Origin of the sequence: Dickeya sp. CFBP 2040, from assembly GCF_012273755.1 — a bacterium.
GTDB lineage: Bacteria > Pseudomonadota > Gammaproteobacteria > Enterobacterales > Enterobacteriaceae > Dickeya > Dickeya poaceiphila.
The window spans coordinates 1-22,496 of record NZ_JAAVXH010000074.1; the positions used below are offsets into that span (position 1 = coordinate 1).

Annotated in this window: 21 protein-coding genes; 14 read left to right on the forward strand and 7 right to left on the reverse strand. The window is 50.9% G+C overall.

Annotation, left to right across the window (positions count from 1 at the left end; translation table 11 throughout):
- Positions 1–129: 129 nt before the first annotated feature.
- From rbsR to kup, 7 genes are all read right to left on the reverse strand, one after another.
- A complete protein-coding gene (rbsR, locus tag Dpoa2040_RS09400) occupies positions 130–1,137 on the reverse strand; it encodes a ribose operon transcriptional repressor RbsR (protein ID WP_201765201.1) in 1,008 nt (335 codons plus the stop codon).
- A gap of 3 nt (positions 1,138–1,140) precedes the next feature.
- Complete coding sequence (gene rbsK, locus Dpoa2040_RS09405) at positions 1,141–2,067, reverse strand: ribokinase (protein ID WP_168641082.1); 927 nt, start codon at positions 2,065–2,067, stop codon at positions 1,141–1,143.
- An 81-nt stretch (positions 2,068–2,148) separates the two neighbouring features.
- Entirely contained in the window at positions 2,149–3,039 is an 891-nt protein-coding gene (rbsB, locus tag Dpoa2040_RS09410; RefSeq protein WP_042867506.1) for a ribose ABC transporter substrate-binding protein RbsB, read from the reverse strand.
- Positions 3,040–3,065: 26 nt separating this feature from the next.
- A complete protein-coding gene (rbsC, locus tag Dpoa2040_RS09415; RefSeq protein ID WP_168641083.1) occupies positions 3,066–4,034 on the reverse strand; it encodes a ribose ABC transporter permease in 969 nt (322 codons plus the stop codon).
- Between the two features lie 7 nt (positions 4,035–4,041).
- Positions 4,042–5,547: a ribose ABC transporter ATP-binding protein RbsA gene (gene rbsA / locus Dpoa2040_RS09420; protein ID WP_168641084.1), complete on the reverse strand. Its 1,506-nt coding sequence runs from the start codon at positions 5,545–5,547 to the stop codon at positions 4,042–4,044.
- Between the two features lie 7 nt (positions 5,548–5,554).
- Positions 5,555–5,974, reverse strand: coding sequence for a D-ribose pyranase (rbsD, locus tag Dpoa2040_RS09425; RefSeq protein ID WP_042867503.1), 420 nt, complete (start codon positions 5,972–5,974; stop codon positions 5,555–5,557).
- A 196-nt stretch (positions 5,975–6,170) separates the two neighbouring features.
- Positions 6,171–8,039 (reverse strand): low affinity potassium transporter Kup, encoded by a 1,869-nt coding sequence (gene kup / locus Dpoa2040_RS09430; protein ID WP_042867501.1) that lies wholly within the window; start codon positions 8,037–8,039, stop codon positions 6,171–6,173.
- 279 nt (positions 8,040–8,318) lie between these two features.
- On the opposite strand from kup, the gene ravA reads away from it, so the two are divergent.
- From ravA to atpD, 14 genes are all read left to right on the forward strand, one after another.
- A complete protein-coding gene (gene ravA, locus Dpoa2040_RS09435) occupies positions 8,319–9,815 on the forward strand; it encodes an ATPase RavA (protein WP_168641085.1) in 1,497 nt (498 codons plus the stop codon).
- A gap of 5 nt (positions 9,816–9,820) precedes the next feature.
- Positions 9,821–11,296 (forward strand): ATPase RavA stimulator ViaA, encoded by a 1,476-nt coding sequence (viaA, locus tag Dpoa2040_RS09440; protein ID WP_168641086.1) that lies wholly within the window; start codon positions 9,821–9,823, stop codon positions 11,294–11,296.
- Between the two features lie 117 nt (positions 11,297–11,413).
- Positions 11,414–11,878, forward strand: coding sequence for a transcriptional regulator AsnC (gene asnC / locus Dpoa2040_RS09445; RefSeq protein WP_042867494.1), 465 nt, complete (start codon positions 11,414–11,416; stop codon positions 11,876–11,878).
- A 91-nt stretch (positions 11,879–11,969) separates the two neighbouring features.
- Complete coding sequence (gene mioC, locus Dpoa2040_RS09450; protein ID WP_042867492.1) at positions 11,970–12,413, forward strand: FMN-binding protein MioC; 444 nt, start codon at positions 11,970–11,972, stop codon at positions 12,411–12,413.
- A 378-nt stretch (positions 12,414–12,791) separates the two neighbouring features.
- The gene (mnmG, locus tag Dpoa2040_RS09455; protein WP_042873701.1) at positions 12,792–14,681 is read left to right on the forward strand and encodes a tRNA uridine-5-carboxymethylaminomethyl(34) synthesis enzyme MnmG; all 1,890 of its coding nucleotides are present in this window, start codon (positions 12,792–12,794) and stop codon (positions 14,679–14,681) included.
- Positions 14,682–14,757: 76 nt separating this feature from the next.
- Complete coding sequence (gene rsmG / locus Dpoa2040_RS09460) at positions 14,758–15,378, forward strand: 16S rRNA (guanine(527)-N(7))-methyltransferase RsmG (protein ID WP_168641087.1); 621 nt, start codon at positions 14,758–14,760, stop codon at positions 15,376–15,378.
- A 620-nt stretch (positions 15,379–15,998) separates the two neighbouring features.
- Positions 15,999–16,382, forward strand: coding sequence for a F0F1 ATP synthase subunit I (atpI, locus tag Dpoa2040_RS09465; protein WP_042873698.1), 384 nt, complete (start codon positions 15,999–16,001; stop codon positions 16,380–16,382).
- Positions 16,383–16,404: 22 nt separating this feature from the next.
- On the forward strand, positions 16,405–17,196 hold the full coding sequence (atpB, locus tag Dpoa2040_RS09470) for a F0F1 ATP synthase subunit A (RefSeq protein ID WP_042873697.1): 792 nt from the start codon (positions 16,405–16,407) through the stop codon (positions 17,194–17,196).
- Between the two features lie 48 nt (positions 17,197–17,244).
- A complete protein-coding gene (gene atpE, locus Dpoa2040_RS09475) occupies positions 17,245–17,484 on the forward strand; it encodes a F0F1 ATP synthase subunit C (protein ID WP_004093904.1) in 240 nt (79 codons plus the stop codon).
- A gap of 64 nt (positions 17,485–17,548) precedes the next feature.
- Positions 17,549–18,019 carry a F0F1 ATP synthase subunit B gene (gene atpF, locus Dpoa2040_RS09480; RefSeq protein WP_015848477.1) on the forward strand — a complete coding sequence of 157 codons (471 nt, stop codon included), beginning with the start codon at positions 17,549–17,551 and terminating at the stop codon, positions 18,017–18,019.
- Between the two features lie 14 nt (positions 18,020–18,033).
- Complete coding sequence (gene atpH, locus Dpoa2040_RS09485; protein WP_042873695.1) at positions 18,034–18,567, forward strand: F0F1 ATP synthase subunit delta; 534 nt, start codon at positions 18,034–18,036, stop codon at positions 18,565–18,567.
- A gap of 12 nt (positions 18,568–18,579) precedes the next feature.
- A complete protein-coding gene (gene atpA, locus Dpoa2040_RS09490) occupies positions 18,580–20,121 on the forward strand; it encodes a F0F1 ATP synthase subunit alpha (RefSeq protein ID WP_016941653.1) in 1,542 nt (513 codons plus the stop codon).
- A 53-nt stretch (positions 20,122–20,174) separates the two neighbouring features.
- Positions 20,175–21,038, forward strand: a complete 864-nt coding sequence (atpG, locus tag Dpoa2040_RS09495; protein ID WP_012886751.1) for a F0F1 ATP synthase subunit gamma — start codon at positions 20,175–20,177, stop codon at positions 21,036–21,038.
- 48 nt (positions 21,039–21,086) lie between these two features.
- Positions 21,087–22,469, forward strand: coding sequence for a F0F1 ATP synthase subunit beta (gene atpD / locus Dpoa2040_RS09500; RefSeq protein WP_168641088.1), 1,383 nt, complete (start codon positions 21,087–21,089; stop codon positions 22,467–22,469).
- Positions 22,470–22,496: the final 27 nt, after the last annotated feature.

Here is a 22,496-nt window from a genome sequence, read left to right on the forward strand (position 1 = left end):
CTGACCTGACAAGCGATAAATACAAAAAAAACATCAACCGGGTATTTTTCAACCAAAAAGACGGCTAATCAGTCAACCTGACGTTTTTTAGTACCATTAATGCACCGGACAATAAAGAAAAACGTCCAGTCACGCATTTATTTTACCGACTGAATTCCGAACGATCAGCTCCGGAGTCAACACCAGTACATTATGTTCCGCATCTGGGTGTTCCAGCCGGTGAAGCAGGGTATCAATCGCCAGTTCGCCCAATTCACCTTTAGGCTGATGAATTGTCGTTAATGGTGGAGACAGGTAACGCGCCAGTTCGATATCGTCATAACCAACAACGGCCATATCGTCTGGTATGGATAACCCAGCCTCGTACAAAGCACGATAGACCCCTACTGCCATAGCATCATTACTGGTAAACACAGCATCAGGACGCTCCGGCAACGCCAGTAATTGCTGCATGGCGCGAAAACCGGCTTCAAACTCGAAATCGCCAACCACCTCATAGCCTGGAAGAATAGACAACCCTGACCGATGCATCGCTTTACGATAGCCTTCCAGACGATTATGTGCGGTGGTTTTATCCTGTGGACCAGCGATACAAGCGATTTTGCGGTAACCCTGAGAAATCAGGTAGTGAGTAGCCATCTCGCCACCTTGCAGCGAATTATCTTTGATGACATCGCTATTACCTTCAAAAGGCGCCCAATCCATCATTACAACAGGAATAGAAGGGTAGCGGCGAATAATATCGGGTGAAGGCATGTGGCTTTCAGTACACATCAGCAACAACCCATCCACCCGTTTTTGCAGCAATGTTTCCAGACTGCGACTCAAGCGATGGTGATCACCTTCGGTATTACACAGAATCAGGCTGTAGCCTCTTTCGTAACAACAGCGTTCTACACCGCGTACAACTTCAGCATAAAACGGGTTGCTACTTGCCGTCAGCAACATACCGATGGTTCGAGTCTGGTTGATTTTAAGGCTACGCGCCAGAGCAGACGGCGCGTAGTTCAGCTGCTCAACCGCTTTCATTACCCGGTCACGAATCGCATCGCTGACATAGCGGTTATCGTTGATGACATGAGAAACCGTTGATGTGGATACCCCGGCCAGACGGGCCACGTCTTTCATCGTCGACAAGGATCACTCCTGTGTATTCAGGAAGGCATCTATCTCTTCACGCCAGGGAACCGAAGGCTGGGCACCATGCCGAGTCACTGCGATAGCTGCCGCTGCATGAGCGAATTTAACTGCGGCCTCCATGGGACGCGCCTCCAGCAAAGCCGTGACCAGCGCACCATTAAATGTATCGCCGGCAGCGATGGTATCGACCGCTTTTACGCGGAAACCGGGAATACGTTGCCCTTTGCCCTGTTCGCTCAACCAGACGCCACGACTCCCCAGCGTAATCAGTACGGTCGAGATTCCCTTATCATGTAGTACCTGTGCGGCCCGTTGCGCATCATCTTCGGTTTCGACCGTCACACCGGTTAGGGTATGAGCCTCAGTTTCATTCGGCGTGATCATATCCACCAGCGACAATAATTCATCAGGCAGTAAACAGGCTGGTGCCGGATTGAGGATAACTTTAGTACCACTGTCATGCGCCAGACGAGCAGCAGCCATCACCGTTTCCAGCGGTGATTCCAACTGCATCAACAACGCGGATGCGTCAACAATTTTCTGCTGATAACGATGCAGGTAATCAGGCGTCACAGCCGCATTGGCTCCCGCATGAATACCAATCATGTTTTCTGCTTCACCGTTAACGAAAATTAGCGCCACACCGGTAGTCTGGTCGGGAATCGCTTCGACAGCAGAAACATCGATTCGATCTCGGATCAATTGCTGACGAATACGCTCGCCGATATCATCCGCCCCAACACAAGCGATAAACTCGATATCAGCACCACTTCGCCCGGCAGCCACCGCCTGGTTGGCGCCTTTGCCGCCAAATGCCACACCATACTGTTTACCGATCACTGTTTCACCTGGGCGGGGAAACTGAGTCAGATTCAAAATATGGTCCGCATTGATACTTCCCAAGACTACCAGCTTGCCTGATTTCATTACCATGAACCCCGATGTTAATTACGCGCCACCCTGATGGATGGCGCAGTACTGCGCGTGCGGTATTACGCTTTGATGATGTTATTGTTTGGTAACCAGTTTCAGGTCAACAGGGATGACAGGCTGTACTTTTTCGCCTTTCAGAACCTTGTCAGCGGTTTCAACGCCGATAATACCGATCTGTTCAGGACGCTGGGCCACAGTAGCCGCCATTTTGCCGCTTTCTACCGCTTTCACGCCGTCAGCAGTGCCGTCAAATCCAACCACAAGGACATCGTCACGACCGGCTGTCTGCAGGGCACGCAGAGCACCCAGCGCCATTTCGTCGTTTTGAGCGAATACCGCTTTGACGTCAGCATGAGCAGTCAGCAGGTTCTGCATCACATTCAGACCTTTAGTACGGTCAAAATCAGCAGGCTGGCTCGCCAGCATGTTAAATTTATTTTTCTCGGCAGATTTCATGAAACCGGCGCCACGTTCACGGGCGGCAGACGTACCCGCCAGACCTTCCAGTTGGATCACTTTAGCGCCCTCACCCAGCTTTTTAGCGATGAAGTCGCCAGCAACCTTACCGCCGAAGGCGTTGTCGGATGCGACATGGCTAACGACTTCGCCGCTGGCAGCAACACGGTCCAGAGTGATAACCGGAATTTTAGCCTGATTAGCCAGTTTCACCGCATTGCCTACCGCGTTGGAGTCAGCCGGGTTGATCAACAGCAGCTTGGTACCGCGAACCGTCAGATCCTGCACATTAGAAAGTTCTTTAGCCGGGTTATTCTGGGAATCAAGCACGACCAGGTCATAGCCCAGTTTGTTCGCTTCTTTCTGCGCACCATCTTTGAGCGACACAAAGAACGGGTTATTCAGCGTGGAAACAACAAGAGCAATGGTATCCTTCGCCATCGCATTGGCACTGACAGTGGCACTCAACGCGACAGCGGAAACCAGAGTAGCAATCTTCTTCAAATTCATATTTCAATTCCTGTGTGAATGAAAAGTTATTTACTGCCTTTGTTATCTACCAAAACCGCCAACAAAATAACCACTGCCTTGACGATCATCTGGTAGTAAGAAGAAACACCTAATAGGTTAAGCCCATTATTCAGAAACCCCAAAATCAAGGCGCCGATTAATGTTCCCACCACGCGTCCTTTACCACCTGACAAACTTGTGCCACCCAGCACCACCGCCGCAATGGCATCCAGCTCATAACCTGTCCCTGCCGTGGGTTGTGCTGAGGACAGGCGAGCCACTTCGATAATTCCCGCCAATGCCGACAACAAACCACACAATGAATAAACCACCACTTTCACTCGATCAACGTTGATACCGGAAAGACGAGTTGCCGCTTCATTGCCTCCCAGCGCATAGATATAGCGACCAATGCGGGTATGGTGCAGCATGTACCAGGTTGCCAGAAATACCACCGCCATGATCCAGATTGGCGTAGGGATGCCCAGCGGTCGCCCAATGCCAAACCACCCTAATGCATCCGCCGCATCGGAAAAACCGGTATTGATCGGGCTACCGTTGGTATACACCATGGTCACGCCGCGTAGCAGCAGCATCACCACCAGCGTAGCAATAAACGCTTGCACCCGCCCTTTGGCAATCACGATGCCGGTACCGGCACCAATAGCCGCACCCAGTGCCAGCGAGGCGAAGACTGCCACCAGCGCATTGATCTCCAACCCGACGATGGAAGCCGCTATGGCGCCGGTTAGCGCCAGCAATGACCCTACAGACAAATCGATGCCGGACGTGAGGATCACCAGCGTCATTCCCACCGCCATGATGGCGTTCACCGAAGTCTGTTGCAGGATATTGAACAGGTTATTCAGGGTAAAAAAGTTGGGACTCATTGAAGACACCACAGCGATAAGAATCAGCAGGGCGATCAATGATTTTTGCTCCATCAGCCACTCTTTGCTGAACCAGCGCTTTGCTGTGATAGTTTGAGAACTCATGTCTGATTTACTCCTGCTTTACGCCGTATTGCTTACCAACGGCCGCAGCCATCAGTATTTCCTGTGTAGCCTGTTCAATCGGGAACTCGCCGCTTAGGCGTCCTTCGTGCATCACGATGATACGATCGCTCATCCCAAGCACTTCAGGCATTTCCGACGACACCAGAATGATGCTTAATCCTTCCTGCTTGAACTGGTTAATTAACTGATAGATTTCTTTTTTGGCACCCACATCCACACCGCGGGTCGGCTCATCCAGAATCAGCACCTTGGGACGTGTCATCAACCCGCGGGCGATTGCCACTTTCTGCTGATTACCACCAGATAACAACCCTATCGGCTGGGACATGGACGGCGTGCGAACATTGAACATGCGGATGAAATCACTCACCGCCTGTTGTTCATCGCTGTGCCGCAACGACCCCGCAGCATTGCTGAAATAGCGCAGTGCGGTCAGGGACATGTTTTCCTTCACCGACATGCCGAGCACCAGCCCGTCTCGCTTACGGTCTTCGGAGATATAGACAATCCCACTGGCAAGCCCATCTTGCGGACTGCGAGTCACCACATCGTTACCGTCCAGACTCACGCTGCCGTGGGTACGAGGTAATGCGCCATAAAGCACTTTCATCAATTCAGTGCGGCCAGCGCCCATTAACCCAGCGACTCCAAGAATCTCGCCCTTACGCAAGGTGAAACTGACGTTTTCCACCCCCGGCCCAGACAGTTCGCTGACTTGCAAACGTACTTCACCGGGCGCTTGATTAAGACGGGGATACTGATCTTCCAGCTTGCGTCCTACCATCATTTCAATCAGCGAATCTTCCTGTAATTCACTTACCGGGCGTTCGCCGATGAACTGGCCGTCACGGAAAACCGTCACATCATCGCAAATTTCAAAAATTTCTTTCAGTCGGTGGGAAATATAGACAATACCGCAGCCCTGAGACTGCAATTCTTTGATAACGTTAAACAATGATGCAGTTTCGGTATCCGTCAATGCATCAGTGGGTTCATCCATAATGATGACCCTGGATTCAAAACTGAGTACCTTGGCGATCTCAACCATCTGCTGATCGCCAATTGACAATTCCCCCACCAGACGGCGGCTGTCATAACGAAGGTTCAACCGCTTGAGTAGTTTATCCGCCTCGGCATACATCCGTTTCCAGTCGATACGCCCTAAGCGGTTGGTAAATTCGCGGCCAAGAAAAATATTTTCCGCAATAGTCAGTTGAGGAATCAGGTTAAGTTCCTGATGGATGATGCCGATTCCCGCTTCCTGAGAAGCTTTGGGACCGCTGAAATCCACCTCTTTCCCCAAAAAATGGATACTGCCGGCATCTTTGCGATAAATCCCCGTCAGTACCTTCATCATGGTGGATTTGCCGGCGCCGTTTTCTCCCACCAGCGCCATCACCTTGCCCGGATAAACATTTAATACCGCACCAGACAGTGCTTTAACGCCGGGAAAGGTTTTCGTGATGCCTTGCAATTGCAGTAAAGGTTGCATCGCTACCTCAGAAGGTGACGCCAGCACAGAGGATCACATTCGCATAGGGAGAGCATTCTCCAGTACGAATAATGGCCCGGCTCCTGCCACTTTGCTTTTTGAAATCTTCGTGGCTGACGTAATGCAGTGAAATGGTATTTCCCTGGTGTTGTTCAAGTTGTGCTAATTGTTTCAGTAATGCGTCATGGAGTAGCGTATTTTTTTCAATAATTTCCTGAGCCAGGATCGCGGCTTCAACCTGCATTTCCGCCGTCACCACATCCAGCACCTGCAAAAAGCCAGGCACATTATGGGTCAAGGCTAAATCGATACGGGTTGTGGTTTCCGGAATCGGCAAACCGGCATCCGCAATCACAATCTGATCGGTATGTCCCAATTGGGAAATCACCGATGAGATATCGGAATTAAGTAACACGCCTTTTTTCATTTTTATTTACCCTGAGAGCGAAACGTTTCGCTTGTACAATAAGTGTAGAAAAAGAACCAGAGAAGGCAACGACTATCTTATGAAAATGTGATCATTATCGAAACGTTTCGTTGAAATGATAACACTTAGGTGATAAGCAAAAAGCGGGTGAGTTCCTGCACAATCTCACCCGCGTAATCTTCGTTAACATCAGGCGTCAGATTTCTACCTGAATACCCAGTTCGATCAATCGGTTTGGTGGAATTTCGAATTGGTCTGCCGCACGCAGCGCATTGCGGCTCAGCATCATGAACAATTTGCCGCGAATACGCAGATACCAGGCACGATTGCCCATCATCAGCGATTCGTTAGACAGGAAGAACGTGGTTTCCATCATCTGGCAGGTCAGCCCGTCTTGCCAGCACCGGTGAAATACCTCTTCCACATTAGGTGTTTCGCGCCAGCCATAACTGGCGACAACGCGCCAGAAAGTCGGAGAAAGCTGCTCCACTGAAACGCGCCGGGCGTTATGTACATAAGGCGCGTCTTCCGTTCTCATGGTCAGCAGTACTACTCGTTCATGTAATACTTTGTTGTGCTTGAGATTATGTAGCAACGCAAATGGAATCACATGGGTAGCACGCGAAAGATAAACTGCCGTACCTGTCACACGCACCGGAGGATTCTTCTCCAGTGAAGTGATCATCGCATCCAGCGAATTACCATGCTCGTGGATACGCCGCAGCAGCCGGAAACGCTCGCTCTTCCAGGTGGTCATGATGGTGAACATCACCATCCCCAGCGCCAGCGGCAACCAGCCGCCGGAAATAATCTTCACCACGTTGGCCAGGAACATCGGCAAATCGATAGCAAGCAACGCGACCAGCAGCAACCAGACCAGATAGCGATACCAGTGCCAGTTTTTCAATGCCACCGTACAAGACAAAATGCTGGTAAGCACCATAGTCCCGGTTACCGCAATACCGTAAGCGGCGGCCAAATTACTGGAATGCTCAAAGCTGACAATGACGATAACTACCGCCACATACAACAACCAGTTAATCACCGGAATATAAATCTGCCCGGACTCCATATCTGAGGTATGCACGATACGCATTGGCGGCAAGTACCCCAAACGCACCGCCTGACGGGTCAGTGAAAATACGCCGGAAATCACCGCCTGAGACGCGATGATAGTGGCAAGCGTAGCCAACACCAGCAGTGGAATCAGCGCCCAATCCGGCGCCAGCAGGAAGAATGGGTTTTTAATCGCTTCCGGATCTTTGAGCAGCAATGCTCCCTGACCGAAGTAATTGAGCACCAGCGACGGCAACACCGCAGAAAACCAGGCGATACGAATAGGCAGTTTGCCAAAATGCCCCATGTCGGCATACAGCGCTTCCACCCCAGTGATTGCCAGCACCACTGCACCCAGCGCAAAGAAAGACACCGCTTTGTACTGCATGAAGAAGTTAATGGCCCATTTGGGATTCATCGCCTGCAGCACCTCAGGATTGGCAATAATGCTACGAGCGCCCAGCACGCCAAGCGATAAAAACCATAACATCATAATAGGCGCAAACAGGCTACCAACCCGACCGGTACCATGCTTCTGAATCATGAATAGCAGTGTCAATACCACAATTGAGATGGGGACAATGTAGGTATCCAGCGATGGTGCGATAATATCCAGCCCTTCAATCGCCGACATCACTGAAATCGCCGGGGTGATCACCACTTCACCATAGAAGAAGCTGCCGCCGATTAATCCCATTATCACCACCAGGGCAGTAACCCTATCGGTGGTGTTACGTCCGGCCAGTGACATCAACGTCAGGATACCACCTTCACCGGCGTTATCAGCGCGCATGACGTAGCTCAGATACTTAAGAGACACGACCAGCACCAGCAGCCAGAATATCAGGGAGAGAAAGCCAAAGACGGAATCGGGTTCAACCCCAAAGCCAAATTGTCCGGAAAGACACTCCCTGAGTGTATAAAGCGGGCTGGTGCCAATGTCACCATACACCACCCCGATGGCAGCCAGCGTAACCGCTGGAAGTGAACGTTTATGTTCTGAATTCATAAACCTTGTCTTCTGTTATCAATTCATTAACAAATCGGGCCTTATTCTGGTTGGAGTAGCCCTAAAACGCACAGTATGCACAAATAACGTTAAAAGCCCATTTTTTAATACTACCTTCATTCCGATTTAGTGCAGGTGTCTTATGTTGGTTGACACTAATAGTGGTGAAAATAATTAATGTATAGCTAATCAAGAAAACGTAATCTTCCCGGAGTTTTTACACACTTAGCTTTTGCACACTTCCCGACGACGGCGATTTACAGCAACGACGGACTTATTATGATACAACCCACAGCGCTGGCAGACCGTATCTCTCGCCTGAGCCATGCTCTCGAACACGGTCTTTATGAACGGCAACATGCCATCCGACTCTGCCTGCTGGCGGCGCTCAGCGGTGAGAGCGTTTTCTTGCTAGGCCCACCGGGAATCGCCAAGAGTCTGATTGCTCGCCGTCTGAAATACGCGTTCAGACATGCGCGCGCTTTTGAATACCTGATGACCCGCTTTTCAACGCCGGAAGAGGTCTTTGGTCCACTATCTATTCAGGCGCTGAAAGACGAAGGTCGTTACCAGCGCCTGACGACTGGCTACCTACCGGAAGCTGAAATTGTATTTCTCGATGAGATCTGGAAAGCCGGTCCAGCTATCCTCAATACTCTGCTGACAGCCATCAATGAGCGGCGTTTTCGCAACGGCAACAGCGAAGAACCTATCCCGATGCGACTGCTGGTCACCGCTTCCAACGAACTGCCGGAAGCCGATAGCAGTCTGGAAGCGTTGTATGATCGTATGCTGATTCGCTTGTGGCTCGACCGGGTGCAGGATAAGCACAATTTCCGCGCCATGCTCACTGCGTCTCCTGCTGAGCAGGACAACCTGATAAGCCCGGCATTAAGCGTCAGCGACGAAGAATACCAACAGTGGCAGTCTCAAATCGATCACATACCGCTACCGGAAAATTGCTTCGAGCTGATTTATCAGTTGCGCCAGCGCCTGGATACACATGAAGGCTCGTTATACGTTTCTGATCGCCGCTGGAAAAAATCCATCCGCCTGTTACAGGCCAGCGCCTTTTTCAGCGGACGAGAAGCGATTACCCCAGTTGATCTGATCCTACTTAAGGACTGCTTGTGGCATGACCTTGTCTCTCATGACCTGGTTGAGCAGCAATTACAGCAGTTGATGAGCGAACAAGCCTATCAACAACGCACGCTCTTATTCCGGTTGCAGCAATTGAATGTGAAACGCCAGCAATACCAGCAACAACAGAGTGAGCAACAGGCTTTCAAAGTCGAACGTCAGGTTACGTTTTTCGGTCGAAAACCGCATTACACACTGCCTGAAAGTCCAGCCACTGCCGAAATAACGCTAATACTGCAAAAACCATTGCTGCTTAACGATTACACCGTGACACACGTGGTGCTCGAACGCGAAGCACTGGCAGGCTGGCTGCAAAAAGGCGGCGAAATACGCGGCAAACTCAACGGCGTCGGCTTTAGTCAACATCTGGATATGGAAGTGGATGAGCGCCAGAACCTGCTCATCTGCGATATCAGCTTGCAAAGCACGGTATTATCTCTGCCCGGCGTCATAAAAGGCGAATTACCGGAAGAGATACTTAAAGAATATGAAACGCTAAAAATTCAGTTACGTGAACAACGTAGACTGTTTGAGCGCCACCAGCCTTGTTTGTTTGTGCCCAAAGAATGGCTCGCCAGGATTGAAGAAAGCCTACAGCAAGTCGATGAACAAATAGAACAGTCACAACGGGAGTAACGATCATGCTGACGCTGGAATCCCTGGAAATGCTGTTGTCTATCGACGAAAACGAGCTGCTGGATGATGTGGTTGTTACCCTCATGGCGGCGCCTCAGTTGGTGATGTTCTTCGACAAATACCCGCGCCTGAAAAACGCCATTATGCGCGATTTACCAGAGTGGAAAGAAAACCTTCGGCAACGGCTGCGCAATACCCAGGCTCCTCCTGAGCTGGAAAAAGAGTTCACTTGCTATCAGCAAACCCAGTTGGTCAGCGATAACACGTTTCAGTCCAGCCTGCCAGAGATTATGTCCACCCTGCATAATGTGGATTCGCCTTTTCTAAGCCAGGCGGAAAAACTGCTCCATCCATCATCACATTCGTCAAAGCATCGTATCAGCAGCAGCCAATATAGCTTGTTTATGCAGCGCTGGCGCTTCAGCCTGACGTTACAGACTATGAATCTGCATCAGCAAATCATGGAGCAAGAGCGGGAACAGTTGCTGGACGAGATCCAAAAGCGCCTGACAATAAGCGGCGCGCTTGAACCCATTCTGGCCGATAACGATACCGCCGCGGGAAGGCTGTGGGATCTCAGTGCCAGCAAACGGATGAAACAACCGCTCCACGCGTTACTGGAAACGGGCGCTTTTTTACAAAAACAGCCGGAATTGCAGCACCTGGCAGAACGTTTGGGCCGCAGTCGTGAGACCAAATCGGTAATCAGTCATGATGCGCCCAAGGAAGCGTTTCAGATCATGGTACGCGAACCTGCGTTTGCGCCGGAACAGGTCAGCGGCATTCATCAAAGTGACGATATTCTGCGGTTGCTGCCTACAGAGCTTTCTACCATCGGCATCAGTGAGCTGGAGTTTGAGTTTTACCGCCGTTTATCGGAACACCGGTTACTGACTTACCGGCTGCAAGGGGAGAACTGGCGTGAAAAAACACTCGAACGGCCAGTCGCTCATCAGCATAACGAGCAACAACCACGCGGGCCGTTTATCGTTTGTGTGGATACGTCAGGTTCAATGGGGGGATTTAACGAACGCTGTGCTAAAGCCTTCTGTCTGGCACTGATGCGGATTGCGCTGGCAGATAACCGTCGCTGTTATATTATGCTGTTTTCCACGGGTATCGTCAGCTACGACCTTACTTCAGAAAACGGCCTGGAAGACGCTATTCGTTTTCTCAGTCAGACCTTCCGGGGCGGCACCGATCTTGGTAGTTGCTTGTCCGCACTACTTGAAAAAATGGATAGCGCATCCTGGCAAGATGCCGATGCCGTCATTATTTCAGACTTTATCGCCCAGCGTTTGCCAGACGAACTGGTCAGCGAAGTCAAACGCCGCCAGCACCGGTTGCAGCATCGTTTCCATGCAGTCGCTATGTCGGCTCATGGCAAGCCTGGCATTCTGCGTATTTTCGATCATATCTGGCGTTTTGATACCGGGATTAAAAGCCGCCTGCTGCGTCACTTTCAGCATGAAAGAGCGTGAAAATCCAAACCATCAACTCTTCTTATATCGCTTCCCTGAACAACCTGCCGGTTTAGCCGTTGATTCATCCGGCAATAATCAGTAAAACGCTTCAGACAGTCTTTACGGAGCATCACTATGGCAGCAGACACCTACACAATGGATGAACTTGATCGCGGTATCCTCAATGCGCTGATGGAGAATGCCCGCGCTCCTTACGCCGAACTGGCCAAACAGTTTACGGTTAGCCCCGGCACAATCCATGTCCGGGTGGAAAAGATGAAACAGGCAGGAATCATTGTAGGAACGCGGCTGGACGTAAACCCCAAACAGTTGGGCTATGACGTCTGCTGTTTCATCGGCATCATTCTGAAAAGCGCCAAGGACTATCCGTCTGCGTTGGAGAAGCTCAACAATCTGGAGGAAGTGGTAGAAGCCTACTACACCACCGGGCACTACAGCATCTTCATCAAGGTAATGTGTCGTTCTATCGACGCACTGCAACATGTACTTATCAACAAGATTCAGACAATTGATGAAATTCAGTCCACTGAAACTTTGATCTCCCTGCAAAACCCGATTATGCGCACTATTGTGCCCTGAAGCTTTTTTACTATCCCCCTATTATCCACAGGTAGATCCCACCAAGATCACAGCGTACAATGTGCCGTCATTCAATCGGGCGGGATCACGCATGTCAGACATTACCCTCATCAGCGGCAGCACGCTTGGTAGCGCCGAGTACGTTACCGAACATCTGGAATCGTTGCTGCAACAGGATGATTTCACCACCACGCTACTGCATGGCCCGGAACTCGATGAGGTTTCGCCTGAAAATGTGTGGCTGGTAGTCACCTCTACCCATGGTGCGGGCGATCTGCCAGATAACCTGCAACCATTTTATGACGATCTGCAAGCGAAACGGCCTGATTTGTCTGCAATTCGTTATGGTGCGATCGGGATCGGCAGCAGCGAATATGACACCTTCTGTGGTGCGATTGTTAAACTGGATCAGCTATTACAGGAGCTGGGGGCACATCGGATCGGCGATATGCTGAAGATCGACATTACCCAGCATGACATTCCGGAAGATCCGGCTGAGGTCTGGCTGGGATCATGGATAAAATTACTCAAATAATATTATTTTTTTACCAGCGCCTGTGGATAACTAGTTTGAAATGCCGGGTAAAACCCGTAGTTATCCAGATAACAACCGCAGATGCTTTTTTGTGCTGTGCATAATTACCCTTTCAGATCCCAGCTAATACAGACTGGGATCACCGATCATTCACAGCTAATGATCGACAATAACCTATTGATCTTATTTTATGATCCCGGCTTATCCACAACACATCAGGATCCTAATAAGAGATCTAATAAAGAGATCTTTAAATAAAAAAGATCTTTCTTTAACTACCCGACGATCCAACAGACTTGGTCGGCGGCACAAACTTAAGTAGAATCCCCCACCCCAGGGCAAGTAACGATCATTCGCAACCACGCGAGGTGTAGCACCATGTTTTATCCGGATCCTTTTGACGTCATCGTGATCGGTGGCGGCCATGCAGGCACTGAAGCCGCTATGGCAGCTGCTCGCATGGGACGTCAAACCCTTTTACTGACGCACAACATTGATACGCTGGGGCAAATGTCCTGTAACCCAGCAATCGGCGGTATTGGGAAAGGTCATCTGGTAAAAGAGATCGATGCGATGGGTGGTCTGATGGCGCGCGCCATCGACAGCGGCGGCATTCAGTTTAGGATACTAAACTCCAGTAAGGGTCCAGCGGTACGCGCCACGCGAGCACAGGCAGATAGAGTGCTTTACCGTCAGGCAGTGCGCACCGCATTGGAGAATCAACCCAATCTGACACTCTTCCAACAGGCAGTAGAGGATCTGATTGTAGAAAATGATCGTGTGGTCGGTGCCGTTACCCAAATGGGGCTTAAATTCCGTGCTAAAGCGGTGGTGCTAACGGTTGGTACCTTCCTGGATGGTAAGATCCATATTGGGCTGGATAACTACAGTGGTGGGCGAGCTGGTGATCCGCCTTCGATAGCATTGTCACACCGTTTGCGCGAACTGCCGCTCCGCGTCGGGCGTTTGAAAACCGGTACGCCACCGCGCATTGACGCCCGCACCATCGATTTCAGTGTACTGACGCCACAACATGGCGACGACCCTATGCCGGTCTTTTCCTTCCTGGGGAAGGCCAGCGAACATCCGGCACAGATGCCGTGTTACATCACTCACACCAATGAACATACTCACGATGTCATTCGTAGCAATCTGGATCGTAGCCCGATGTACGCCGGTGTTATCGAAGGGATTGGGCCACGTTACTGCCCCTCTATCGAAGACAAAGTGATGCGGTTTGCTGATCGCAATGCGCACCAAATTTTCCTTGAACCGGAAGGGCTGACCAGCAACGAAATCTACCCGAACGGTATCTCCACCAGTCTGCCGTTCGACGTGCAGTGGCAAATCGTTCGTTCAATGGACGGTATGCAAAACGCGCGTATCGTTCGCCCCGGTTATGCCATCGAGTATGACTATTTCGATCCGCGCGACTTGAAACCGACGTTGGAAAGTAAGTTCATCCAGAATCTGTTTTTTGCTGGCCAAATCAACGGTACCACCGGTTACGAAGAAGCTGCTGCACAGGGGATGTTGGCGGGGCTGAATGCCGCTCGTCTGGCGTTTGAGCAGGAAGGTTGGACACCACGCCGTGATCAAGCCTACATCGGCGTGCTGGTGGATGATCTCTGTACGCTGGGGACGAAAGAACCTTACCGTATGTTTACTTCTCGTGCCGAATACCGTCTGATGCTGCGTGAGGATAATGCCGACTTGCGTTTGACCGAAATTGGTCGTGCGTTGGGCATGGTTGATGATGAGCGCTGGGCGCGCTTTAACGAGAAGCTGGAGAATATCGAGAAAGAGCGCCAACGCTTGCGCGATGTGCTGGTTCATCCACACACTGAAGGTGTTGAACAGATTAACAGCCTATTGAAATCGCCGCTATCGCGTGAAGCCAATGGTGAGGATCTGTTAAGACGCCCGGAAATGGATTATGCGCAACTGACCGGATTACCGATGTTCGCGCCAGCCTTGAGTGACGCACAGGCTGCCGAGCAGGTGGAAATCCAGGTTAAATACGAAGGTTATATTGCTCGTCAGCAGGATGAGATCGAAAAGCAACTGCGTAACGAGAACACGCAACTACCGGCGGATCTGGATTACCGGCAGGTCAGCGGCCTGTCGAACGAGGTGATCGCCAAACTCAATGATCACAAACCGGGGTCTATTGGTCAGGCTTCTCGTATTTCCGGCATCACACCGGCGGCCATCTCAATTCTGCTGGTCTGGCTGAAAAAACAAGGTATGCTGCGCCGCAGCGCTTAACAAAGACCACTCGCTTATGTTGACGCATGGCCGCTTTCTGCGGCCATGTTGTCTTTACTGACGACAGGATTCATTCGTGCTCAATACATTCAACAATCTGCTGCAGCGTGCTGGAATGACGCTGACCGATCAGCAGAAAAGCCAGTTGCTTCAGTATGTCGCTTTACTTCACAAATGGAATAAAGCTTATAACCTGACATCAGTGCGTGAGCCAGAACAGATGCTGGTCCGGCATATCATGGACAGTCTGGTGGTTGAGGCGCATCTGGTCGGAAACCGTTTCATCGATGTGGGTACCGGTCCTGGTTTGCCCGGCATACCGTTGGCAATAGTTCGCCCTGATGCGCATTTTGTTCTGCTGGATAGTCTGGGAAAACGGGTGCGTTTCCTGCGTCAGGTTCAGCATGAGCTGCATCTGGGTAATATCGAACCTGTGCAGAGCCGGGTGGAGGATTTTCCTGCTGAGCCGCCATTTGATGGTGTGATTAGTCGAGCCTTTGCATCATTGCAAGATATGGTGAACTGGTGCCATCACTTGCCATCTCGTCCGCAAGGGCGATTCTATGCCTTTAAAGGCATTGTGCCGCATGAAGAAATGGGATTACTGACGCACGGCGTTACGGTCGAGAAAGTCGTTCCTCTGTCGGTTCCAGAACTGGAAGGAGAACGTCATTTGGTGGTGCTTAAACCCAACTAACTTTGTCATTTATCAAAAAAATCATGAATAGTTGTAAACTCCTCCGACTGATAGATCAAAGTGAAATAATGTCATTGGTAACATTTTTCGTTCACCTAACTTTTACAACTTCGCTGTATAACCTTTCAGTTTCGGTGGAAAAAGACGCTCTTCGCAAAATATTTTCATAATTCTACAGGGGTTTTGATAACGATTTTGTGTTAAAAACATGAGAAAAAAATATCCTGCTTGTCAATAGATGGTTTTGAGGTTGTATTGGTGTCTTTTTGTGAATATTGATTTTTAAGTTATTGAAATTAAAAAATATAAATGCATTTTTTGGTTGAAGGTAAAAAAAAAATCAAATCAGGTATAAAAGCATTAGTTCAATTTTATGTGAGAAATATCACATATTGCCTGCACCAGATGCGCCAGAACTCTAAAATGGACTTTAAGGATAGTTGGTAAAAATAAGGCTTCGGAAATAAATTTAAATAATCGTTCACCTTTTTGCTACTTATCGATTGAATTCGCATGGATGACCCGTATAATTTGCTCGTTTTTCGCTGCTTGACTCGGTACTGCAAAGGCAGTTTTATACGGTCATTCAGCATACCTCTGAAAAGGTACGGAGAATCATCATGTCTGTATCCCTTTACAGTGGGAAAATCGCCCGATTATCGCTGTTATTGCAGCTGGTGGTGATTCTTGTTGCCAGCGTGGTGTTTGGCGTCGGTAGTGTTAGCGTTGGCGCTTCTGCACTGGCTGGCGGGTTGGCAGCCTGGCTGCCAAACATGGTGTTCATACTTTTTGCCGTGCGGCATCAGGCAGACAAGCCACCGGAAGGTCAGGTAGCCTGGTCGTTTGCCGTTGGGGAAGCGTTGAAAATGCTCTTCACCATCGTGCTGTTGGTGGTGGCGTTAGGTGTATTCCATGCGGCATTTTTTCCGCTTGGCCTGACGTACTTGGTGGTGCTGATCACGCAGATCGTGGCACCAGCTGTAATTAACCGTTACCGTAGTTAACAACAAAAGGGTAAGAGACATCATGTCTGCATCTACTCCGCAAGAGTATATCGGTCACCACTTGACCCATTTGCAGGTGGGTTCGGGATTCTGGTCGATTAACGTCGACTCGATGTTTTTCTCCGTGGTTCTTGGCGTACTCTTTCTGGCTATCTTCCGCAAGGTCGCCAGGACCGCAACCAGCGGCGTACCGGGTAAACTGCAAACAGCGGTTGAACTGGTGGTGGGATTTGTCGATGGCAGTGTTCGCGACATGTTCCACGGGAAGAGCAAACTTATCGCACCATTGGCGTTGACCGTTTTCGTTTGGGTCTTCCTGATGAACCTGATGGATTTGTTGCCTATCGATTTGTTACCGCAAATCTGGGCGCATATCTATAGTGCTCTCGGTCATGACCCTGCCCATGCTTATCTGCGTGTGGTACCTTCCGCTGACGTAAACGTTACGCTGTCCATGGCGCTTGGCGTATTCATTCTGATTCTGTTCTACAGCATCAAGATGAAAGGTGTAGGTGGGTTCGTTAAAGAACTGACCATGCAGCCGTTCAATCACCCCGTGTTTATTCCCATCAACCTGATTCTTGAAGGGGTGAGCCTGCTGTCCAAACCGGTATCTCTTGGTTTGCGACTGTTTGGAAACATGTATGCGGGTGAGTTGATTTTCATCCTTATTGCAGGCTTGTTGCCGTGGTGGTCACAGTGGATTCTGAATGTGCCTTGGGCCATTTTCCACATTCTGATTATCACGCTGCAGGCTTTTATCTTTATGGTTCTGACGGTTGTTTATCTTTCGATGGCATCTGAAGAGCATTAATTTTTCACAACACTACAACGTTTTAACTGAAACAAACTGGAGACTGTCATGGAAAACCTGAGTATGGATCTGCTGTACATGGCTGCCGCTGTGATGATGGGCCTGGCGGCAATCGGTGCTGCAATCGGTATCGGCATTCTGGGTGGTAAGTTCTTGGAAGGTGCTGCCCGCCAGCCTGACCTGATCCCTCTGCTGCGTACACAGTTCTTTATCGTTATGGGTCTGGTGGATGCTATCCCGATGATCGCGGTAGGTCTGGGTCTGTACGTGATGTTTGCGGTGGCCTAAACAGGCGTAAGCTTGTCAGGTTAAAGACATCGACTCATTTAACTCATGAAAGAGGCATTGTGCTGTGAATCTTAACGCAACAATCCTCGGCCAGGCCATTGCGTTCGTCCTGTTTGTCTGGTTCTGCATGAAGTACGTATGGCCGCCGATTATGGCTGCCATCGAAAAGCGTCAGAAAGAAATCGCTGACGGTCTCGCTTCTGCTGAACGTGCCAAAAAAGATCTGAACTTAGCGCAGGCCAATGCGACCGACCAACTGAAAAAAGCCAAAGCGGAAGCTCAGGTGATCATCGAGCAGGCAAACAAACAGCGTGCTCAGATTCTGGACGAAGCTAAAGCGGAAGCGGAAGCGGAACGCAACAAAATCGTGGCGCAGGCGCAGGCTGAAATTGAAGCCGAACGCAAACGTGCCCGTGAAGAGTTGCGTAAGCAGGTTGCCATTCTGGCGATTGCCGGTGCCGAGAAAATTATTGAACGTTCCGTGGATGAAGCTGCCAACAGCGACATCGTTGATAAACTGGTCGCTGAACTGTAAGGAGGGAGGGGCTGATGTCTGAATTTGTCACGGTAGCTCGCCCCTACGCCAAAGCAGCTTTTGACTTTGCCGTTGAAAACCAGGCACTTGATCGCTGGCAACAGATGCTGGCGTTCGCTGCCGAGGTTGCGCGTAATGAACATATTGCCGGAATGCTGGCCGGGGCTATCGCTCCCCAGACCATGGCGCAGACGTTCATTACCGTGTGTGGTGATCAACTGGATGAAGCGGGCCAGAACCTGATCCGGGTGATGGCTGAAAACGGACGTTTGCCGGTACTGCCTGAAGTACTGGAACAGTTTGTTCAATTGCGTGCGGAGCTGGAATCGACCGTGGATGTCGAGGTGATTTCCGCCGCCACGTTGAGCGAGCAGCAGTTATCCGGGATAACTGTTGCAATGGAACAACGTCTGTCACGTAAAGTGAAGCTGAATTGCAAAATTGATAAGTCTGTTATGGCCGGCGTGGTGATTCGCGCGGGCGATATGGTGATAGACGGCAGTATTCGTGGTCGTCTGGAACGTCTGGCAGACGTCTTGCAGTCTTAAGGGGACTGGAGCATGCAACTGAATTCCACCGAAATCAGTGAACTGATCAAGCAGCGGATTGCTCAGTTCAATGTTGTGAGTGAAGCTCACAACGAAGGTACGATTGTTTCCGTCAGTGACGGGATCATTCGCGTACACGGTCTGGCTGATGTGATGCAGGGTGAGATGATTTCCCTGCCGGGCAACCGTTACGCGATTGCACTGAACCTGGAGCGAGACTCCGTTGGTGCGGTAGTCATGGGTCCGTACGCGGATCTGGCCGAAGGCATGAAAGTAAAATGCACTGGCCGTATTCTGGAAGTGCCGGTTGGCCGTGGCCTGTTGGGCCGCGTGGTGAACACGCTGGGTGCGCCGATTGACGGTAAAGGCCCGCTGGAACACGATGGTTTCTCTGCGGTAGAAACCATTGCGCCTGGCGTTATCGACCGTCAGTCCGTTGATCAGCCGGTTCAGACCGGTTACAAGTCTGTGGACGCCATGATTCCCATCGGTCGTGGTCAGCGTGAGCTTATCATCGGCGACCGTCAGACCGGTAAAACTGCGCTGGCGATTGATGCCATCATCAATCAACGCGATTCCGGCATCAAATGTATTTATGTCGCTATCGGCCAGAAAGCGTCCACCATTGCTAACGTGGTGCGCAAACTGGAAGAGCACGGTGCGTTGGCCAACACTATCGTGGTGGTGGCAACAGCGTCCGAGTCTGCTGCACTGCAATATCTGGCTCCGTATGCCGGTTGTGCGATGGGCGAATACTTCCGTGACCGCGGCGAAGATGCGCTGATTATTTATGATGACCTGTCCAAACAGGCTGTCGCTTATCGTCAGATTTCCCTGCTGCTGCGCCGTCCGCCGGGTCGTGAAGCGTATCCGGGCGACGTATTCTACCTGCACTCCCGTTTGCTGGAGCGTGCTGCGCGTGTTAACGCAGAGTACGTGGAAGCCTTCACTAAAGGTGAAGTGAAAGGACAAACCGGTTCTTTGACTGCTCTGCCGATCATCGAAACGCAGGCTGGCGACGTATCCGCGTTCGTTCCGACCAACGTTATCTCGATTACCGATGGTCAGATCTTCCTGGAATCCAACCTGTTCAACTCTGGTATTCGTCCGGCGGTTAACCCAGGGATTTCCGTATCTCGTGTGGGTGGTGCTGCACAGACCAAGATCATGAAGAAACTGTCCGGTGGTATTCGTACCGCGCTGGCACAGTACCGCGAGCTGGCAGCGTTCTCCCAGTTTGCTTCTGATCTGGACGATGCAACCCGTAAACAGCTGAGCCATGGTCAGAAAGTGACCGAGTTGCTGAAACAGAAACAGTATGCGCCGATGTCTGTTGCGCAGCAGTCTCTGGTGCTGTTCGCGGCAGAACGCGGTTATCTGGAAGACGTTGAACTGGCGAAAGTCGGCAGCTTCGAAGCCGCACTGCTGGCTTACGCCAGCCGTGAGCACGGCGAGCTTCTGCAGCAGATCGACCAGACTGGTGCTTATAACGATGAGATCGAGGGTAAATTCAAAGGCATCCTCGATACCTTTAAGGCAACCCAGTCCTGGTAACGCCCCGTGGCCTGCCTTAACGGCAGGCTGCTAGGCATTGAGGAGAAGCTAAGATGGCCGGCGCAAAAGAGATACGTAGTAAGATCGGAAGCGTCCAGAACACGCAGAAGATCACCAAAGCGATGGAAATGGTCGCCGCTTCCAAAATGCGTAAATCGCAGGATCGTATGGCGGCCAGCCGTCCTTATGCGGAAACCATACGCAAAGTGATTGGTCACCTTGCGTTAGGGAATCTGGAATATAAGCACCCGTACCTGGAAGAGCGTGACGTTAAGCGCGTCGGGTATCTGGTGGTGTCTACTGATCGTGGCCTGTGCGGTGGTTTGAACATCAACCTGTTCAAGAAGCTTCTGGGCGATATGAAAGCCTGGAATGAAAAAGGCGCCGAGATTGATCTGGCGATGATTGGTTCCAAAGGCGTTTCTTTCTTTGGTTCAGTAGGCGCAAACATTGTTGCTCAGGTTACCGGTATGGGGGATAACCCCTCGTTGTCCGAACTGATCGGGCCGGTGAAAGTCATGCTGCAGGCCTACGACGAAGGTCGTTTGGACAAACTGTACGTGGTGAGCAACAAGTTCATCAATACCATGTCTCAGGTTCCACAAGTTGTTCAGCTGCTGCCATTGCCACCGGCAGAAGAAGGCGAGCTGACGAAGAAATCCTGGGATTACCTGTATGAACCCGATCCTAAGTCGCTACTGGATACCCTGTTGCGCCGCTATGTGGAGTCTCAGGTTTATCAGGGCGTCGTAGAAAACCTGGCCAGTGAACAGGCCGCGCGAATGGTAGCGATGAAGGCCGCAACAGATAACGGCGGCAACCTGATCAAAGAGCTGCAGTTGGTTTACAACAAGGCTCGTCAGGCAAGCATCACTCAGGAACTCACCGAAATCGTATCGGGAGCCTCCGCGGTTTAAATCAGGTTTTACGAATTACGTATTGTCGAATTACGTAGAGGATTCAAGATGGCTACTGGAAAGATTATCCAGGTAATCGGCGCCGTGGTGGACGTCGAGTTCCCTCAGGATGCCGTACCGAATGTGTACGATGCGCTTGAGGTAGAGAACGGGGCTGAAAAACTGGTGCTGGAAGTGCAGCAGCAGTTAGGCGGCGGCCTGGTTCGTTGTATTGCAATGGGTTCTTCTGACGGCCTGCGCCGTGGTTTGAAAGTCACCAACCTGGCGCACCCGATCGAAGTACCGGTTGGTAAAGCGACGCTGGGTCGTATCATGAACGTACTGGGTCAGCCGGTCGACATGAAAGGACCGATTGGCGAAGAAGAGCGCTGGGCAATTCACCGTGCGGCTCCGACGTACGAAGAACTGTCCAACTCCCAGGAACTGCTGGAAACCGGTATCAAGGTTATCGACCTGATTTGTCCGTTCGCTAAAGGCGGTAAAGTGGGTCTGTTCGGTGGTGCGGGTGTAGGTAAAACCGTAAACATGATGGAGCTGATTCGTAATATCGCGATTGAGCACTCCGGTTACTCTGTGTTTGCGGGCGTGGGCGAACGTACCCGTGAAGGTAACGACTTCTACCACGAAATGACCGACTCCAACGTTATCGACAAAGTATCGCTGGTGTATGGCCAGATGAACGAGCCGCCGGGTAGCCGTCTGCGTGTGGCGCTGACCGGCCTGACCATGGCGGAAAAATTCCGTGATGAAGGTCGTGACGTTCTGCTGTTCGTGGATAACATCTACCGTTATACCCTGGCGGGGACCGAAGTATCCGCGCTGCTGGGTCGTATGCCATCCGCAGTAGGCTACCAGCCGACGCTGGCAGAAGAAATGGGCGTGTTGCAGGAGCGTATTACCTCCACCAAGACCGGTTCAATCACCTCTATCCAGGCCGTTTACGTGCCTGCGGATGACTTGACTGACCCGTCACCGGCAACCACCTTTGCGCACCTGGACTCAACAGTAACATTGAGCCGCCAGATAGCCTCTCTGGGTATCTACCCGGCTGTTGACCCGCTGGATTCCACCAGCCGTCAGCTGGATCCACTGATCGTGGGTCAGGAGCACTACGATGTGGCGCGTGGCGTGCAGTCTATTCTGCAGCGTTATCAGGAACTGAAGGATATCATCGCGATTCTGGGTATGGACGAGCTGTCTGAAGAAGACAAGCTGGTTGTATCCCGTGCACGTAAGATCCAGCGCTTCCTGTCTCAGCCGTTCTTCGTAGCTGAAGTATTTACCGGTTCTCCGGGTAAATACGTGCCGCTGAAAGACACCATCCGTGGCTTCAAAGGCATTATGGAAGGCGAATACGACCACCTGCCGGAACAGGCGTTCTACATGGTTGGTTCCATTGACGAAGTAGTGGAAAAAGCCAAGAAACTGTAACGCCTTGATAGGAGGGTGATATGGCTG

What these genes read in the sequence shown, in the direction of transcription:
- rbsK (WP_168641082.1), bottom strand. Translation starts at nt 2,067, where the DNA reads ATGAAATCAGGCAAGCTGGTAGTCTTGGGAAGTATCAATGCGGACCAT.
- rbsB (WP_042867506.1), bottom strand. Translation starts at nt 3,039, where the DNA reads ATGAATTTGAAGAAGATTGCTACTCTGGTTTCCGCTGTCGCGTTGAGT.
- rbsC (WP_168641083.1), bottom strand. Translation starts at nt 4,034, where the DNA reads ATGAGTTCTCAAACTATCACAGCAAAGCGCTGGTTCAGCAAAGAGTGG.
- rbsA (WP_168641084.1), bottom strand. Translation starts at nt 5,547, where the DNA reads ATGCAACCTTTACTGCAATTGCAAGGCATCACGAAAACCTTTCCCGGC.
- rbsD (WP_042867503.1), bottom strand. Translation starts at nt 5,974, where the DNA reads ATGAAAAAAGGCGTGTTACTTAATTCCGATATCTCATCGGTGATTTCC.
- kup (WP_042867501.1), bottom strand. Translation starts at nt 8,039, where the DNA reads ATGAATTCAGAACATAAACGTTCACTTCCAGCGGTTACGCTGGCTGCC.
- ravA (WP_168641085.1), top strand. Translation starts at nt 8,319, where the DNA reads ATGATACAACCCACAGCGCTGGCAGACCGTATCTCTCGCCTGAGCCAT.
- viaA (WP_168641086.1), top strand. Translation starts at nt 9,821, where the DNA reads ATGCTGACGCTGGAATCCCTGGAAATGCTGTTGTCTATCGACGAAAAC.
- asnC (WP_042867494.1), top strand. Translation starts at nt 11,414, where the DNA reads ATGGCAGCAGACACCTACACAATGGATGAACTTGATCGCGGTATCCTC.
- mioC (WP_042867492.1), top strand. Translation starts at nt 11,970, where the DNA reads ATGTCAGACATTACCCTCATCAGCGGCAGCACGCTTGGTAGCGCCGAG.
- mnmG (WP_042873701.1), top strand. Translation starts at nt 12,792, where the DNA reads ATGTTTTATCCGGATCCTTTTGACGTCATCGTGATCGGTGGCGGCCAT.
- atpI (WP_042873698.1), top strand. Translation starts at nt 15,999, where the DNA reads ATGTCTGTATCCCTTTACAGTGGGAAAATCGCCCGATTATCGCTGTTA.
- atpB (WP_042873697.1), top strand. Translation starts at nt 16,405, where the DNA reads ATGTCTGCATCTACTCCGCAAGAGTATATCGGTCACCACTTGACCCAT.
- atpE (WP_004093904.1), top strand. Translation starts at nt 17,245, where the DNA reads ATGGAAAACCTGAGTATGGATCTGCTGTACATGGCTGCCGCTGTGATG.
- atpH (WP_042873695.1), top strand. Translation starts at nt 18,034, where the DNA reads ATGTCTGAATTTGTCACGGTAGCTCGCCCCTACGCCAAAGCAGCTTTT.
- atpA (WP_016941653.1), top strand. Translation starts at nt 18,580, where the DNA reads ATGCAACTGAATTCCACCGAAATCAGTGAACTGATCAAGCAGCGGATT.
- atpG (WP_012886751.1), top strand. Translation starts at nt 20,175, where the DNA reads ATGGCCGGCGCAAAAGAGATACGTAGTAAGATCGGAAGCGTCCAGAAC.
- atpD (WP_168641088.1), top strand. Translation starts at nt 21,087, where the DNA reads ATGGCTACTGGAAAGATTATCCAGGTAATCGGCGCCGTGGTGGACGTC.